Genomic DNA, 15,723 nt, shown 5'->3' with positions numbered 1-15,723 from the left:
CTATTAAAAGTGGGGAACCAGGTTCGCCTTCTGGATATTACTCAGCGCGAACACTTCATCTTTACCTTCGACTGTGACAGTGATCATTTCACCGTCAACCGCTTTGATAACGCCCTGCCATTTACGACGGTTTTGTACCGCCATACGAAGTACCAGCGTCACTTCTTCACCCAGGAAACGCGCGTAGTGCTCAGCCGTGAACATAGGACGGTCGAGACCTGGCGAGGAGACTTCCAGGTTGTATGCCACAGTGATGGGATCTTCGACATCCAGCACCGCGCTCACCTGGTGACTCACATCAGCACAATCATCAACATTGATGCCATCTTCACTATCAATATAGATGCGCAGTGTGGATGTGCGACCGCGAATAAATTCGATGCCGACCAGTTCGTAACCTAAGGCTTCAACTGGCGCTGTAATCATCTCTGTTAATTTTTGCTCTAATGTGGACAAGCCCACCCCCAAGACATAAAAAAAGGGCCTAAAGCCCAGTTATTCTGTAGTCAGATAACAAAAAACCCCGATAAATCGGGGCTTTAGATAACTGAACCCTATAACCGCAACTGCGGTCTGGAGAACCTTCCGAAAGAATTTTTTTCAAATCCAGCTACGAAGGCCTAAGTCTTCACAGTATATTTGAAAAAGAACTCTAAGGGAAAGTGGTTGCGGGGGCCGGATTTGAACCGACGACCTTCGGGTTATGAGCCCGACGAGCTACCAGGCTGCTCCACCCCGCGCCTGAAACGTGGCAAATTTTACTCGCTTTGGGTAAAAGATGCAAATACTGCTGGGATTTGGTACCGAGGACGGGACGTAAAATCTGCGCGTATTATATTGATTCAATATGCGATATGTCAACCGCGTTAATAATATGCACATGAATGAATACTAACCCGGCCTCCGTTAAGAAGCCGTACCAGTCAGGAAAGAAGCCACTCCATACCGTTTTTTAACGAAATTATCACTAAACTCTTCCTGTCATCCGTAAAAGATGATTAAATGAAAACTCACTTATTTTGCATAAAAATGCACTGAGAGCAGAAAGCCGATCTCTTCATCAGTCTATCAAGCAGGGTTTTATTTATGACGACGATTCTCAAGCATCTTCCGGTAGGTCAACGTATTGGTATCGCTTTTTCCGGCGGCCTGGACACCAGTGCTGCACTGCTGTGGATGCGACAAAAAGGCGCTGTCCCTTATGCATATACTGCGAATCTGGGTCAGCCGGATGAGGATGACTATGACGCCATTCCTCGTCGCGCAATGGAATACGGCGCAGAGAACGCTCGCCTGATTGATTGCCGTAAACAGCTGGTTGCCGAAGGGATCGCCGCGATTCAGTGCGGCGCTTTCCATAACACCACCGGCGGGCTGACCTATTTCAACACCACGCCGCTGGGCCGCGCCGTTACCGGCACGATGCTGGTCGCCGCGATGAAGGAAGATGGTGTTAACATCTGGGGCGACGGCAGTACCTATAAAGGAAACGACATCGAGCGTTTCTACCGTTACGGCCTGTTGACCAACGCGGAGCTACAGATTTACAAACCGTGGCTGGATACCGACTTTATTGATGAGCTGGGCGGTCGTCATGAGATGTCCGAGTTTATGATTGCCTGCGGTTTCGACTACAAGATGTCCGTCGAAAAGGCCTATTCCACTGACTCCAACATGCTCGGCGCGACCCATGAAGCCAAAGATCTGGAATTCCTGAACTCCAGCGTCAAGATCGTCAATCCAATCATGGGCGTCAAGTTCTGGGATGAAAACGTGAAAATCCCGGCGGAAGAAGTTACCGTGCGCTTTGAACAGGGGCATCCTGTCGCGTTGAACGGTAAGACCTTCAGCGATGATGTTGAACTGATGCTGGAAGCCAACCGTATCGGCGGCCGTCACGGTCTGGGTATGAGCGATCAGATTGAGAACCGTATCATCGAAGCGAAGAGCCGGGGTATCTATGAAGCGCCGGGGATGGCGCTGCTGCATATTGCCTACGAGCGTCTGCTGACCGGCATCCACAACGAAGACACGATCGAGCAGTATCATGCGCATGGCCGTCAGTTAGGCCGACTGCTGTATCAGGGCCGCTGGTTTGACTCCCAGGCGCTGATGCTGCGTGACGGTCTGCAACGTTGGGTGGCCAGCCAGATTACCGGTGAAGTCACGCTGGAGCTGCGTCGTGGTAACGACTACTCGATCCTGAATACCGTCTCTGACAATCTGACCTACAAACCAGAGCGTCTGACGATGGAAAAAGGAGACTCCGTGTTCTCGCCGGATGACCGTATCGGTCAGTTGACGATGCGCAACCTGGATATCACCGATACGCGTGAAAAACTGTTTGGTTATGCGCAGTCAGGCCTGCTTTCCGCCTCTTCCGCTACGGGTTTGCCGCAGGTTGAGAATCTGGAAAACAAAGGCAAGTAAGTTAACGGACAACGATTAAAGGCCGCGTAAGCGGCCTTTTTTGGGCGGTGTAGGCCTGATAAACAAAGTGCCATCAGGCACATTACGTAACATGTCGGATGGCGGCGTAAACGCCTTATCCAACCGACAAAAACAAAGTCTATAACCCCCGCGAGATACAGACGAAAAAAAAGACGCTTTTCAGCGTCTTTCTTTCGGAATATTGGTACCGAGGACGGGACTTGAACCCGTAAGCCCTATTGGGCACTACCACCTCAAGGTAGCGTGTCTACCAATTCCACCACCTCGGCACGGAAATCTTAGTGTGGGATATCGCTGCTCGGCTGTGCCGGTGCAACTGGCTGAGTCTGCTCGGTTTTTGCCGGAGCGCTCAGATTTTCCCACTCACTTCCTTTATTGGTCTTGTTGCTGTTGATATTGCCCAGCGCCAGACTGATGATGAAGAACAGCGTTGCCAGCACAGCCGTCATACGGGTCATGAAGTTACCAGAACCACTTGAACCAAACAGCGTAGCGGAAGCGCCTGCTCCAAAGGAGGCTCCCATATCAGCGCCTTTACCTTGCTGTAGCATGATCAAGCCTACTAGGCCAATTGCCACAATAAGGAAAACTACCAAAAGAGCTTCGTACATAATCAACCTGTTCCTTGCGGAGTTGCCGCATACCAATGCTTCAACCAATAAAGCGGGATAATTTACTGTTTCCCACTGAAGCGGGTGTGAATACTAACCAAAGCGAATGACCTTCGCAAGGGCAATTTTAGTGCATTGTATCAACTGCGGAAAAAAACAGCAAAAAGGTCTTTTTCCTGCAACAAAAAGGCGGCAAACGCCGCCTTTTTAGTCACTTATCACCAGGATTAAACCGCTTTTACGGCATCCGCAATACGATGAGCAAACTCAGTAACCTGCGCTTCATCCTCGCCTTCTACCATTACGCGAATTAACGGTTCAGTACCGGACTTACGCAGCAGCACGCGACCACGATTTCCCAGCGCCGCTTCGACTTCCGCCGTCACAGCCTTAACGTTGTCATTCTCCAGCGGATCGCCGCTACCGGCTGCATAACGTACGTTAACCAGAATCTGCGGGAACATTTTCATGCCGCTGCACAAATCGTGCAGACTCATGTGGTTACGCACCATCGCCGCCAGAACCTGTAGCCCCGCGACAATACCGTCACCGGTGGTGGTTTTATCCAGCAGAATAACGTGGCCGGAGTTTTCCGCCCCAATACGCCAGCCTTTTTCTTGCAGTTTTTCCAGCACGTAGCGGTCGCCGACTTTAGCACGCGCGAACGGAATGCCCAGCTGTTTCAACGCCAGCTCCAGGCCCATGTTGCTCATCAGCGTACCGACTGCGCCACCGCGCAGTTGACCCTGACGCAAACCTTCGCGGGCGATGATATACATGATCTGATCGCCATCGACTTTATTCCCTTCATGGTCAACCATGATCACGCGATCGCCGTCGCCGTCCAGCGCGATCCCTAAATCGGCTTTCTCCGCGATCACGCGCGCCTGTAGCGCACGCACATCCGTAGCGCCGACTTCTTCATTAATATTGACGCCGTTCGGCTCACAGCCAATCGCAATGACATTCGCACCCAGTTCACGCAGGACGTTCGGTGCAATGTGATAGGTCGCGCCGTTGGCGCAATCCACAACAATCTTCAGCTCATTCAGGCTCAGTTCGTTCGGGAACGTACCTTTGCAGAACTCAATGTAGCGCCCCGCAGCATCCACAATACGGCTGGCTTTACCCAGCTCTGAGGAATCCACGCAGGTGATCTCTTTTTCCATCTCAGCTTCAATAGCCTCTTCAACTTCATCAGGCAGTTTGGTGCCGTCAATGGAGAAGAATTTAATCCCGTTGTCATAAAACGGGTTATGCGAAGCGGAGATAACGATCCCGGCCTCTGCACGGAAGGTTCGGGTCAGGTAAGCCACCGCAGGCGTCGGCATCGGGCCGGTAAAAGAGGCAGACAATCCCGCCGCCGCCAGACCGGCTTCCAGCGCAGACTCCAGCATATAGCCAGAAATACGCGTGTCTTTACCGATAATGATTTTACGTGAACCATGACGCGCCAGCACTTTCCCTGCGGCCCAGCCCAGCTTAAGCACAAAGTCAGGAGTAATGGGCGCATCGCCTACACGACCACGGATCCCATCGGTGCCAAAATATTTACGATTACTCATAGCGTTTATTTTCCTTTGCAGACAGGGTGGCTTCTACCACACGCATCGCTTCTACGGTTTCTTTAACGTCATGGACACGAATGATATGCGCCCCCTGCATTGCGGCGATAACCGCACACGCCAGGCTCCCGCTCAAACGATCGGAGGGCCCGACGTTGAGCAACTGACCAATCATCGATTTACGTGACAGTCCCACCAGCAGCGGCAGGTTAAAATGATGAAACTCCGCCAGACGTGCCAGTAACGTATAGTTATGGGAGAGATTTTTACCGAAACCGAATCCCGGGTCGAGCAACAATTTCTCTTTTGCGATGCCAGCCCTTTCACAGCGTGCTATTTGGTCAATAAAGTAGCGATTGACCTCCGCAAAAACGTCTTCGTACTTTGGCGCTTCCTGCATTGTTTTAGGCTGCCCTTGCATATGCATCAGGCAGACCGGTAAACCAGTCTCAGCCGCCGCCTCAAGCGCGCCCGGTTCAGAGAGGGAGCGAATGTCGTTGATGATGTGAGCGCCCACTCTTGCCGATTCCCGAATCACCTCCGGTTTTGAGGTATCCACTGAAATCCATACCTCAAAACGCTGGGCGATGGACTCAACTACCGGGATCACGCGTTCCAGTTCTTCTTCAACGCTGACATCCGCCGCGCCAGGTCGCGTTGATTCGCCGCCGACATCAATAATCGTCGCTCCGGCGTTAATCATCAGATTAGCGTGCTTCACCGCCTCCACCAGCGTATTGTGCGTCCCGCCATCGGAGAAAGAATCCGGCGTGACGTTCAGGATGCCCATTACGTGTGGGTGAGAGAGATCCAGCGTGGAGCCCTGGGCGAAGAGTTTCATAGCTAATCCTTCTGATGTTATTTCAAATATAAAAAACCCCGGAGCAAGCCCCAGGGTTTCGGTGAAGCAGAGTCATCAATAACAGATAACTTATTTGTCGCCTAACTGCTCTGACATGGTGTTGCCTGGGTTCGGCGTACGCGGTTCATCAACCGGGCGCGGCGCACGAGGCGTGCCATTGTTGTCAGAGTTGTTGGTGCCGTTCGGATCTTCCCAGCCAGCCGGCGGGCGAACTTCGCGGCGCGCCATCAGGTCATCAATCTGCGGCGCATCGATGGTCTCATACTTCATGAGCGCATCTTTCATTGCATGCAGGATGTCCATATTGTCATTCAGGATCTGACGAGCACGATTGTAGTTACGTTCAATCAGCGCTTTCACTTCCTGGTCGATGATACGCGCGGTTTCATCAGACATGTGTTTGGCTTTCGCAACGCTACGCCCCAGGAACACTTCACCCTCTTCCTCTGCATACAGCAGCGGACCGAGCTTATCGGAGAAGCCCCACTGGGTGACCATGTTACGCGCCAGGTTAGTCGCGACTTTAATGTCGTTCGACGCACCGGTAGAAACATGCTCTACGCCATAGATGATCTCTTCCGCCAGACGACCGCCGTACAACGTGGAGATCTGGCTTTCCAGTTTCTGACGGCTGGCGCTAATCGCGTCGCCTTCAGGCAGGAAGAAGGTCACACCCAGCGCACGACCGCGCGGAATAATCGTCACTTTATGCACCGGATCGTGCTCTGGAACAAGGCGACCAATAATCGCATGGCCTGCTTCGTGGTAAGCGGTAGATTCTTTCTGCGCTTCCGTCATCACCATGGAGCGGCGTTCCGCACCCATCATGATTTTGTCTTTCGCTTTCTCGAACTCAACCATGGATACCACACGCTTGTTGCCACGGGCAGCAAACAGTGCCGCTTCGTTCACAAGGTTCGCCAGATCGGCGCCAGAGAAGCCTGGCGTGCCGCGTGCGATGATTGCCGCATCGATATCCGGCGCCAGCGGTACGCGACGCATATGCACTTTCAGGATCTGCTCACGACCACGCACGTCTGGCAGACCTACCACGACCTGACGGTCGAAACGGCCAGGACGCAGCAGCGCAGGGTCAAGTACGTCTGGACGGTTAGTCGCCGCGATAACGATGATACCTTCGTTACCTTCAAAGCCGTCCATCTCAACCAGCATCTGGTTCAATGTCTGTTCACGTTCATCATGACCGCCGCCCAGACCCGCGCCACGCTGGCGGCCTACGGCGTCGATTTCATCGATGAAGATAATGCACGGCGCCGCTTTCTTAGCCTGTTCGAACATGTCACGCACACGAGATGCGCCAACACCGACGAACATTTCGACAAAGTCAGAACCGGAAATCGTAAAGAACGGGACTTTCGCTTCGCCTGCGATAGCTTTCGCCAGCAGGGTTTTACCCGTACCCGGAGGACCGACCATCAGGACGCCTTTCGGGATTTTACCGCCCAGCTTCTGGAAGCGGCTTGGTTCACGCAGATACTCGACCAGCTCAGCCACTTCTTCTTTCGCTTCGTCACAACCTGCGACATCGGCAAAAGTGGTTTTGATCTGATCTTCCGTCAGCATGCGCGCTTTACTCTTACCGAACGACATGGCGCCTTTGCCACCGCCGCCCTGCATCTGACGCATGAAGAAGATCCAGACGCCGATCAGCAACAGCATCGGGAACCAGGAAATAAAGATTGAAGCCAGCAGGCTCGGCTCTTCAGGTGGTTCGCCAACAACCTTGACGTTTTTGGTCAGCAGGTTATCAAGCAGCTTCGGATCGTTAACCGGAATGTAGGTCGTGTAACGGTTACTATCTTTCTTGGTAACGTTGATCTCACGTCCGTTGATACGCGCTTCACGAACCTGGTCCTGGTTGACCTCTTGCAGGAAGGTAGAGTAATCCACCTTACGGCCATTAGACTCGCTGGGCCCAAAGCTCTGGAATACTGACATCAGCACAACGGCAATGACCAGCCAGAGTATTAGGTTTTTCGCCATGTCACTCAAGGGATTAACCTCTTATTACAACTGTGTTAAAAACAGCGTCAGGATACTCTATATCCAGCTTCTTTCAAACTTTCGTCTGAAATCCCCCGGTTATGGTTTTCGCCCGGTCGCTACAATATACACTTCGCGTGAACGCGCACGCGAAGAGTCCGGCTTACGAACTTTAACCTTCGTAAACAGGGAGCGAATTTCCCTTAGGTACTCATCGAAACCTTCGCCCTGGAACACCTTCACTACAAAACTTCCACCTGGCGCCAGCACATCACGACACATTTCTAACGCCAGTTCCACCAGATACATGGCGCGGGGGATATCCACCGCCGGTGTTCCGCTCATGTTTGGTGCCATATCTGACATGACAACTTGTACTTTACTGTCACCCACGCGTTCCAGCAGCGCTTTCATAACAAGTTCATCACGAAAATCGCCCTGAAGAAAGTCCACACCAACGATAGGATCCATAGGTAAAAGATCGCAAGCGATGATACGGCCTTTGCCGCCAATCTGCGTGACCACATACTGTGACCAGCCTCCCGGCGCAGCACCGAGGTCGACAACCGTCATCCCCGGCTTAAAAAGTTTGTCACTTTGCTGTATTTCATCAAGTTTAAACCAGGCACGGGAACGTAACCCCTTTTTCTGCGCCTGTTGAACATATTTATCGCTAAAGTGTTCCTGAAGCCAGCGACTCGAGCTGGCAGAACGCTTTTTACCTGTCATTTAACTTTCCCATCGGGGCAATTCATCGTTACCCGTAGCGTAAATTTTTACGCGCTCATTTGGTGATATATGGGAGATGGCGGTAGAATGACCCGTTTTCAATCCCAACGTAAGCAAAAATATACGATGAATCTGAGTACTAAACAAAAACAGCACCTGAAAGGTCTGGCACATCCGCTCAAGCCGGTAGTTATGCTTGGCAACAATGGTTTGACCGAAGGGGTACTGGCCGAGATTGAACAAGCGTTAGAGCACCATGAACTTATCAAGGTGAAGATCGCCTCGGAAGATCGCGAAACCAAAACCTTGATCGTGGAAGCTATCGTACGCGAAACCGGCGCCTGTAACGTACAGGTCATCGGTAAAACGCTGGTACTTTATCGCCCAACTAAAGAACGTAAAATCTCGCTGCCACGCTAAGAATATCCTAAAGTCGAACACAAAATCTGTGTAAAACGAGGGGTTTTCCGCAAGCAGGAGAGCAAAATGCCACGCTCTCTTCGTTGATAAAAGGCCGCATAGCGGCCTTTTTCCTTTCTTTACAATACATCAACATCTTGAGTATTGGGTAATTCTTACAGGTATTCCACCTTAATCACTTCGTATTCCACTTCGCCGCCAGGCGTTTTGATGGTCACGACGTCATCCTGCTCTTTGCCAACCAGGCCGCGCGCGATAGGTGAATTCACGGAAATCAGGTTCTGTTTAAAATCCGCTTCGTCATCGCCGACAATACGCCAGGTCTGCTCTTCATCGTTATCGAGATTCAGAACAGTTACCGTTGCGCCGAAAACAACACGTCCGTTGTTCGGCATCTTCGTCACGTCGATCACCTGCGCATTCGACAGCTTCGCCTCGATATCCTTGATACGTCCTTCGCAGAAACCCTGCTGTTCACGCGCAGCGTGATACTCGGCGTTCTCTTTCAGGTCGCCATGCTCACGCGCTTCCGCGATAGCGGCGATGATTTCAGGACGGCGCACAGATTTCAGAAAATCCAGCTCTTCGCGCAGTTTTTCGGCACCACGTAAAGTCATCGGAATAGCTTGCATTTGTTATACCTCTTGAACATTCCTGTAGGGGGTGATTGACCCCACCTCGGCTGCTAAGCCTGCTCCGGTATGCGTTCTACCAAAGCCAGAAGCAAAAAAATACCGACCCGGGTACAAAGCCCCAGGTCAGCTACAATTCTCAATTTGATACGTATTTTACCCTGGAGTTCCCTATGGGTCATCGTTTACTTTCCAGGGCATTGCGCCGTAGTATGACGGCTTGTTTCCAGGTTGTTAGCGCGAGATTATGCGATTTTCCAGATTTATCATCGGATTGACCACCAGTATAGCGTTCAGCGTCCAGGCCGCGAATGTTGATGAATACATCAATCAGCTCCCTGATGGGGCCAACCTTGCTTTCATGGCTCAGAAGGTCGGCGCGTCCACGCCCGCGATTGATTACCATAGCCAGCAGATGGCGCTGCCCGCCAGTACGCAAAAAGTGATCACGGCCCTCGCGGCATTGATTCAGCTCGGCCCCGATTTTCGTTTTACCACCACGCTGGAGACAAAAGGCAACGTGGACAATGGCGTCTTAAAAGGGGACTTAGTGGCGCGATTTGGTGCCGATCCGACGCTAAAACGCCAGGATATTCGCAATATGGTCGCAACGCTGAAAAAATCCGGCGTGACGCAAATTGCGGGAAATGTGCTCATCGACACCTCCATTTTCGCCAGCCATGATAAAGCGCCAGGCTGGCCCTGGAATGACATGACGCAATGTTTTAGCGCACCACCCGCAGCCGCCATTGTCGATCGCAACTGCTTTTCCATCTCCCTCTACAGCGCGCAAAAACCGAATGACTTAGCGTATATTCGCGTGGCGTCCTATTACCCGGTGACTATGTTCAGTCAGGTTCGCACCCTCCCACGCGGCTCTGCGGAAGCGCAATACTGTGAGCTGGATGTCGTTCCTGGGGATTTAAACCGCTTCACGCTGACAGGCTGTCTGCCGCAGCGCGCCGAACCGTTACCGCTGGCCTTCGCCATTCAGGACGGCGCCAGCTATGCCGGAGCAATCCTGAAAGACGAGTTAAAACAAGCAGGTATTACCTACAGCGGTACGCTGTTACGCCAGACGCAGGCCAACGAACCCGGAACGGTGGTTGCCAGCAAGCAGTCTGCGCCGCTGCATGATTTGCTTAAGATTATGCTGAAAAAATCGGACAACATGATTGCCGATACCGTCTTTCGCATGATCGGCCACGCACGCTTCAACGTTCCCGGCACATGGCGGGCGGGATCTGATGCCGTACGCCAGATCCTGCGTCAACAGGCTGGCGTTGATATTGGCAATACCATCATTGCTGACGGTTCGGGCCTCTCTCGCCACAACCTGATTGCCCCGGCCACCATGATGCAGGTGCTGCAATACATCGCCCAACACGACAACGAGCTGAACTTTATCTCCATGCTGCCGCTGGCGGGATATGACGGCTCTCTGCAATACCGTGCGGGTCTGCATCAGGCTGGGGTCGATGGTAAAGTTTCGGCGAAAACAGGCTCGCTGCAAGGGGTCTATAATCTGGCGGGATTTATTACAACGGCAAGTGGGCAACGGATGGCGTTTGTTCAGTATCTTTCCGGGTATGCCGTTACGCCAGCTGACCAGCGCAATCGTCGAATTCCGTTAGTACGTTTTGAAAGCCGGTTGTACAAAGATCTTTATCAGAACAACTAGGTAAGGATAGTGCCGGATGGCGCTGACGCTTATCCGGCCTACACACTAGATGGGTCATTTAATTGCCGGATGGCGGCGCTTTGCGCCTTATCCGGCCTACTATCCGTAGGCCCGGTAAGCGTAAGCGCCACCGGGCATTTGAACCAGATTAACGTTTGTAGATGAACTCGACGCCTTCTTCGTCGTCTTCGTCCCAGTCGTCATCCCAGTCATCTTCTGCTTCATCTTCGACTTCAGCGAGCTGCTGACGGTGATAATCGTCCCACATGAACTCCACTTTCTCCGGCTGCTTCGCTTCATCAGCCTGAACGATGGGGTTCTCGATGATAAAGGTCATCACATCCCAGCAGAGATCTTTCACGCCAGTCTGGCTGGCAGCGGAAATCATGTAGTACTTATCTTCCCAGCCCAGCGCCTGCGCGATAGCTTTCGCTTTTTCTTCCGCTTCGGCCTGGTCCAGCAAATCAATTTTGTTGAACACTAACCAGCGCGGCTTAGCAGCCAGATCCTGACTGTATTTTTCCAGTTCGCCGATAATGATACGGGCGTTTTCCACCGGATCGGAACCGTCGATCGGATCGATATCAATAAGGTGCAGCAGTACGCGGCAACGTTCCAGGTGCTTCAGGAAGCGAATCCCCAGACCCGCGCCTTCCGCCGCACCTTCAATCAGCCCCGGAATATCGGCAACCACAAAGCTCTTTTCGTTGTCCATACGCACAACGCCAAGGCTCGGCACCAGAGTGGTAAACGGATAGTCCGCCACTTTCGGTTTTGCCGCAGATACCGCGCGGATAAAGGTTGATTTACCGGCGTTTGGCATACCCAGCATACCCACGTCCGCCAGCAGCATCAGCTCCAGCATCAAATCGCGCTTATCGCCCGGCGTACCCATCGTTTTCTGACGCGGAGTACGGTTAACAGAGGACTTAAAGCGGGTATTGCCCAGGCCGTGCCAGCCGCCTTTGGCAACCATCAGACGCTGACCGTGTTTGGTCATATCGCCCATGGTTTCGCCGGTGCCCTGATCGATAACACGCGTACCGACAGGCACTTTGATCGTGACATCTTTCCCACGTTTACCGGTGCAGTCACGGCTTGCGCCATTCTGACCACGTTCAGCGCGGAACGATTTTTCAAAGCGGTAATCGATCAGCGTGTTCAGGTTTTCGTCGGCTTCCAGCCAGACGTCGCCGCCATCGCCGCCATCACCGCCATCCGGGCCGCCTTTCGGGATGTATTTTTCGCGGCGGAAGCTCACGCAACCATTGCCGCCATCGCCAGCAACGACCAGAATCGATGCTTCATCAACAAACTTCATTTTACTCTCCGTAAATCATTCGCCTGAGCGGGGTTGCGAAACCACCGTTTCATGCTTGCGTAAACCGCCCCAAATACGATGACCAATGGCGGAATACATCGCGCCCGCAACCACGACAAACGCACCGAGATAACCTAAAAGGTTTAACATCGGTCTGGCGAAGAAATCGGGCCAGGCCATAGATAATAGATCTGAAAATAACAGCGTAAACAGCGGAGTGAGCGTGATTAACGCACTTACCTGCGCTGCCTGCCAACGCGCCATCGCTTCCGCCAGGGCGCCATATCCTACCAGCGTATTCAGCCCACAGAAAATCAAACACGCGAGCTGCCAGTCACTTAACTGCGAGATAACCCCCGGCTTCGCCAGCGGCAATAACGCAATCGTACATAAAGTGTACAGTAAAAACAGGATCTGCTGTGAGGCCAGACGACGCAATAACACCTTTTGCGCGACGCCATAACTCACCCAGACCGTCGCCGCACCGACCCCAAAGATCACACCCCAGGTGTAATCGGTCAGTTTGGTAAAAATCTCGACCAGACTGGTATTAAAGAACATCACCAGCCCACAAAGCAGCATGAGCGCGCCAATCACCTGCGTGCCGCGCATCTTTTCTTTCAAAATAAAGACGCTGGCGACCATCATGCCAACCGGTGACAGTTGACCGATAACCTGCGATGCCGTCGGACTCAAATATTGCAGGGAAGAGCTGAACAGGATGAAATTCCCGAAAAGTCCACCTGTTGCAATCGCCAGCAACACCAGCCAGCGCGGTTTGCGAAAAATACGCAATGGCGGGAGCTTTCTTTTAACTGCCAGGATCGCGCCGAGGCCGATACTCGCCATTAAAAAGCGATAGAAGACAATGGTCGGAGGTTCCATCACCTCCAGCACCTGCTTCATTGCAATTGGCAAGGCGCCCCAACACATTGCAGTGGTGAGTGCTAAAAGGATGCCAATGCCAGCCTGCTGCTTCATGCCCGTTTTCCCTACAAGAAAATTTTCCGGGTTTTCAATGTAAAAAGCCCCGCAACACGTTGCGGGGCTTTAATCCGTTACCGGACCACGAAGAACTTACTCAGCAACGATGCTGATGTATTTACGGTTGTTCGGGCCTTTAACTTCGAATTTCACTTTACCGTCTGCTTTAGCAAACAGAGTGTGGTCACGACCGCAACCTACGTTAGTGCCAGCGTGGAATTTGGTGCCACGTTGACGAACGATGATGCTACCCGCCAGAACGGTTTCGCCACCGAAACGCTTAACGCCCAGGCGTTTAGCTTCTGAATCGCGACCGTTACGAGTTGAGCCGCCAGCCTTTTTATGTGCCATTTAAATCTCTCCTCAGGTCTTAGGCGCTGATGCCAGTAATTTTCACATCAGTGAACCACTGACGGTGGCCTTGCTGCTTACGATAGTGTTTACGACGACGAAACTTAACGATTTTAACTTTCTCGCCACGACCGTGAGCAACAACTTCAGCTTTGATTACGCCGCCATCAACGAAAGGAACGCCGATTTTGACTTCTTCACCGTTTGCGATCATCAGAACTTCAGCGAACTCAATAGTTTCGCCAGTTGCGATGTCCAGCTTTTCCAGGCGAACGGTCTGACCTTCGCTTACTCGGTGTTGTTTACCACCACTTTGGAAAACCGCGTACATAAAAAACTCCGCTTCCGCGCACGCCTTTTCAATGATTCAGAGTGCGCTATAAATATTCACAATAGGGCGCGAATATTACGCAAAACGCGAGCCTTTGACAAGTGCTACCGTCAATACATGAAGAAAAAAAACACAACGTGTACGGTAACGTTTATCTGCGCCGTTTTTTCAGTACAATCAGCATATATTCCTAACCCTAAACCCTTAGTTATCTCATCCCATGATGAGTTAATCGGGGCGATAAGCCCGGCTTTTGCGATGAATTTAGAAAAAATCAATGAGTTAACCGCGCAAGATATGGCGGGTGTCAATGCGACAATCCTTGAACAGCTCAATTCCGACGTCCAACTGATCAATCAGTTAGGGTATTACATCGTTAGCGGCGGCGGAAAACGTATCCGCCCGATGATTGCCGTACTCGCTGCGCGCGCCGTTGGTTATCAGGAAAATGCGCACGTCACGATCGCTGCCTTAATCGAGTTTATCCACACCGCCACCCTGCTACACGACGATGTTGTGGATGAATCCGATATGCGTCGTGGGAAGGCAACGGCGAATGCGGCATTTGGCAACGCCGCCAGCGTCCTGGTCGGTGATTTTATCTACACCCGCGCGTTCCAGATGATGACCAGCCTTGGCTCGCTGAAAGTGCTGGAGGTAATGTCAGAAGCGGTGAACGTCATCGCCGAAGGCGAAGTGCTGCAACTGATGAACGTCAACGACCCGGACATCACCGAAGAAAATTACATGCGCGTGATTTACAGCAAAACGGCGCGCCTGTTTGAAGCTGCGGCGCAGTGTTCCGGTATTCTTGCAGGCTGCACTCCTGAGCAGGAAAAAGGGTTGCAGGATTATGGTCGTTATCTCGGTACGGCCTTTCAGCTGATTGACGATTTACTCGATTACAGCGCTGATGGCGAGCAGTTAGGTAAAAATGTCGGCGATGACCTCAACGAAGGAAAACCAACGCTGCCGCTGCTGCACGCTATGCGTAACGGTACGCCAGAACAGGCGCAAATGATCCGTACCGCCATTGAACAAGGCAATGGTCGCCACCTTCTGGAACCCGTTCTGGAAGCCATGACCGCCTGCGGTTCACTGGAATGGACGCGTCAGCGTGCAGAAGACGAGGCCGATAAAGCCATCGCCGCCCTACAGATTCTGCCTGATACGCCGTGGCGCGAAGCCCTGATCGGTCTGGCGCACATCGCCGTACAACGCGATCGTTAACCCGCCCTTCTCATCCCGTGCTCTGCGCGGGATGAATCCTTAAGTTCCAGTAAATTCCAGTTACTCATTTCTTTTCCAACCCTTTACCCATCGCACGTATGCTGTCACATTTTATGAATATGCATACTCTTTACAGGAACATATTAGAGCAATACTATCACCTGGCGTATAGTATTTCTCACAGGCTGATTATCCAGGCCGCAAGCGACTGACTGACCGAAGGAGTGAGGGAATAATGGAAAATAAACTCATTGACTGGCATCCCGCAGACATCATTGCCGGATTACGTAAAAAAGGGACATCTATGGCGGCGGAATCACGCAAGAATGGATTAAGTTCCTCGACGCTGGCAAACGCCCTGACCCGACCGTGGCCGAAAGGAGAGCTCATCATTGCGAAGGCGCTGGGTACAGAACCCTGGGTGATCTGGCCATCGCGCTATCATGACCCAGAAACCCATGAGTTCATTGACAGAACACGTCTGATGCGGGCTCGAAAAGGGAAATAAAGAAGTAAGGAACGGATAACGCTCTGAACGGTAGCCCCCGAAC

General features: G+C 52.2%; 16 protein-coding genes and 2 tRNA genes. 5 read left to right on the top strand and 13 right to left on the bottom strand.

Translation table 11 applies throughout. The features are described 5' to 3' along the window. Positions 1–3 precede the first annotated feature (3 nt). Together rimP and OGV82_RS09915 are read right to left on the bottom strand one after the other, a co-directional pair. Positions 4–456 (bottom strand): ribosome maturation factor RimP, encoded by a 453-nt coding sequence (gene rimP, locus OGV82_RS09920; protein WP_012135304.1) that lies wholly within the window; start codon positions 454–456, stop codon positions 4–6. Positions 457–663: 207 nt separating this feature from the next. Continuing rightward, a tRNA-Met gene (locus tag OGV82_RS09915) sits at positions 664–740 on the bottom strand. A gap of 346 nt (positions 741–1,086) precedes the next feature. Here OGV82_RS09915 and argG point away from each other — a divergent pair. Continuing rightward, positions 1,087–2,430: an argininosuccinate synthase gene (argG, locus tag OGV82_RS09910; protein WP_012135306.1), complete on the top strand. Its 1,344-nt coding sequence runs from the start codon at positions 1,087–1,089 to the stop codon at positions 2,428–2,430. A gap of 203 nt (positions 2,431–2,633) precedes the next feature. Here argG and OGV82_RS09905 read toward each other — a convergent pair. The 6 genes from OGV82_RS09905 to rlmE all read right to left on the bottom strand — a co-directional run bounded on the left by OGV82_RS09905 (position 2,634) and on the right by rlmE (position 8,222). After that, positions 2,634–2,720: transfer RNA gene (locus OGV82_RS09905), tRNA-Leu, on the bottom strand. 9 nt (positions 2,721–2,729) lie between these two features. Continuing rightward, positions 2,730–3,062 (bottom strand): preprotein translocase subunit SecG, encoded by a 333-nt coding sequence (secG, locus tag OGV82_RS09900; RefSeq protein ID WP_012135307.1) that lies wholly within the window; start codon positions 3,060–3,062, stop codon positions 2,730–2,732. Positions 3,063–3,289: 227 nt separating this feature from the next. Continuing rightward, positions 3,290–4,627 (bottom strand): phosphoglucosamine mutase, encoded by a 1,338-nt coding sequence (gene glmM, locus OGV82_RS09895; protein WP_012135308.1) that lies wholly within the window; start codon positions 4,625–4,627, stop codon positions 3,290–3,292. Then, on the bottom strand, positions 4,620–5,468 hold the full coding sequence (gene folP / locus OGV82_RS09890) for a dihydropteroate synthase (protein ID WP_047460998.1): 849 nt from the start codon (positions 5,466–5,468) through the stop codon (positions 4,620–4,622). Before folP ends, glmM begins: the two co-directional genes overlap by 8 nt. A 90-nt stretch (positions 5,469–5,558) precedes the next feature. Then, entirely contained in the window at positions 5,559–7,493 is a 1,935-nt protein-coding gene (ftsH, locus tag OGV82_RS09885; protein ID WP_012135310.1) for an ATP-dependent zinc metalloprotease FtsH, read from the bottom strand. Positions 7,494–7,592: 99 nt separating this feature from the next. After that, a complete protein-coding gene (gene rlmE / locus OGV82_RS09880; RefSeq protein ID WP_000145975.1) occupies positions 7,593–8,222 on the bottom strand; it encodes a 23S rRNA (uridine(2552)-2'-O)-methyltransferase RlmE in 630 nt (209 codons plus the stop codon). 126 nt (positions 8,223–8,348) lie between these two features. Here rlmE and yhbY point away from each other — a divergent pair, with 126 nt between their 5' ends. Continuing rightward, a complete protein-coding gene (gene yhbY / locus OGV82_RS09875) occupies positions 8,349–8,642 on the top strand; it encodes a ribosome assembly RNA-binding protein YhbY (RefSeq protein ID WP_004139797.1) in 294 nt (97 codons plus the stop codon). Positions 8,643–8,797: 155 nt separating this feature from the next. Here yhbY and greA read toward each other — a convergent pair whose 3' ends face one another. Further along, entirely contained in the window at positions 8,798–9,274 is a 477-nt protein-coding gene (gene greA, locus OGV82_RS09870; protein ID WP_012135312.1) for a transcription elongation factor GreA, read from the bottom strand. Between the two features lie 247 nt (positions 9,275–9,521). Between greA and dacB the strand changes: the two genes are divergently transcribed. Next, complete coding sequence (gene dacB / locus OGV82_RS09865; protein WP_012135313.1) at positions 9,522–10,955, top strand: serine-type D-Ala-D-Ala carboxypeptidase; 1,434 nt, start codon at positions 9,522–9,524, stop codon at positions 10,953–10,955. A 148-nt stretch (positions 10,956–11,103) separates the two neighbouring features. Here dacB and cgtA read toward each other — a convergent pair whose 3' ends face one another. From cgtA to rplU, 4 genes are all read right to left on the bottom strand, one after another. Next, the gene (gene cgtA / locus OGV82_RS09860) at positions 11,104–12,276 is read right to left on the bottom strand and encodes an Obg family GTPase CgtA (RefSeq protein WP_012135316.1); all 1,173 of its coding nucleotides are present in this window, start codon (positions 12,274–12,276) and stop codon (positions 11,104–11,106) included. A 15-nt stretch (positions 12,277–12,291) separates the two neighbouring features. Next, positions 12,292–13,257 (bottom strand): DMT family transporter, encoded by a 966-nt coding sequence (locus tag OGV82_RS09855; protein WP_012135318.1) that lies wholly within the window; start codon positions 13,255–13,257, stop codon positions 12,292–12,294. A 96-nt stretch (positions 13,258–13,353) separates the two neighbouring features. Next, the gene (gene rpmA, locus OGV82_RS09850) at positions 13,354–13,611 is read right to left on the bottom strand and encodes a 50S ribosomal protein L27 (RefSeq protein ID WP_012135319.1); all 258 of its coding nucleotides are present in this window, start codon (positions 13,609–13,611) and stop codon (positions 13,354–13,356) included. A gap of 19 nt (positions 13,612–13,630) precedes the next feature. Continuing rightward, entirely contained in the window at positions 13,631–13,942 is a 312-nt protein-coding gene (gene rplU, locus OGV82_RS09845) for a 50S ribosomal protein L21 (RefSeq protein ID WP_000271396.1), read from the bottom strand. Between the two features lie 258 nt (positions 13,943–14,200). Here rplU and ispB point away from each other — a divergent pair, with 258 nt between their 5' ends. Beyond that, on the top strand, positions 14,201–15,172 hold the full coding sequence (gene ispB / locus OGV82_RS09840) for an octaprenyl diphosphate synthase (protein WP_047460989.1): 972 nt from the start codon (positions 14,201–14,203) through the stop codon (positions 15,170–15,172). A 235-nt stretch (positions 15,173–15,407) separates the two neighbouring features. Next, positions 15,408–15,680: a DNA-binding transcriptional regulator SfsB gene (sfsB, locus tag OGV82_RS09835; protein WP_012135321.1), complete on the top strand. Its 273-nt coding sequence runs from the start codon at positions 15,408–15,410 to the stop codon at positions 15,678–15,680. The last annotated feature ends 43 nt before the right edge of the window (positions 15,681–15,723 follow it).

The sequence above is a fragment of the Citrobacter sp. CK191 genome, assembly GCF_030333435.1.
Classification (GTDB): Bacteria; Pseudomonadota; Gammaproteobacteria; order Enterobacterales; family Enterobacteriaceae; genus Citrobacter_B; species Citrobacter_B koseri.
Note: the sequence above shows the minus strand (reverse complement) of the source record. Positions and strands in the feature narration are given on the sequence as shown.

Bases quoted from the DNA above. Each gene is read 5' to 3' on its own strand.
- argG (WP_012135306.1), top strand. From the start codon at position 1,087: ATGACGACGATTCTCAAGCATCTTCCGGTAGGTCAACGTATTGGTATC.
- secG (WP_012135307.1), bottom strand. From the start codon at position 3,062: ATGTACGAAGCTCTTTTGGTAGTTTTCCTTATTGTGGCAATTGGCCTA.
- glmM (WP_012135308.1), bottom strand. From the start codon at position 4,627: ATGAGTAATCGTAAATATTTTGGCACCGATGGGATCCGTGGTCGTGTA.
- folP (WP_047460998.1), bottom strand. From the start codon at position 5,468: ATGAAACTCTTCGCCCAGGGCTCCACGCTGGATCTCTCTCACCCACAC.
- ftsH (WP_012135310.1), bottom strand. From the start codon at position 7,493: ATGGCGAAAAACCTAATACTCTGGCTGGTCATTGCCGTTGTGCTGATG.
- rlmE (WP_000145975.1), bottom strand. From the start codon at position 8,222: ATGACAGGTAAAAAGCGTTCTGCCAGCTCGAGTCGCTGGCTTCAGGAA.
- yhbY (WP_004139797.1), top strand. From the start codon at position 8,349: ATGAATCTGAGTACTAAACAAAAACAGCACCTGAAAGGTCTGGCACAT.
- greA (WP_012135312.1), bottom strand. From the start codon at position 9,274: ATGCAAGCTATTCCGATGACTTTACGTGGTGCCGAAAAACTGCGCGAA.
- dacB (WP_012135313.1), top strand. From the start codon at position 9,522: ATGCGATTTTCCAGATTTATCATCGGATTGACCACCAGTATAGCGTTC.
- cgtA (WP_012135316.1), bottom strand. From the start codon at position 12,276: ATGAAGTTTGTTGATGAAGCATCGATTCTGGTCGTTGCTGGCGATGGC.
- OGV82_RS09855 (WP_012135318.1), bottom strand. From the start codon at position 13,257: ATGAAGCAGCAGGCTGGCATTGGCATCCTTTTAGCACTCACCACTGCA.
- rpmA (WP_012135319.1), bottom strand. From the start codon at position 13,611: ATGGCACATAAAAAGGCTGGCGGCTCAACTCGTAACGGTCGCGATTCA.
- rplU (WP_000271396.1), bottom strand. From the start codon at position 13,942: ATGTACGCGGTTTTCCAAAGTGGTGGTAAACAACACCGAGTAAGCGAA.
- ispB (WP_047460989.1), top strand. From the start codon at position 14,201: ATGAATTTAGAAAAAATCAATGAGTTAACCGCGCAAGATATGGCGGGT.
- sfsB (WP_012135321.1), top strand. From the start codon at position 15,408: ATGGAAAATAAACTCATTGACTGGCATCCCGCAGACATCATTGCCGGA.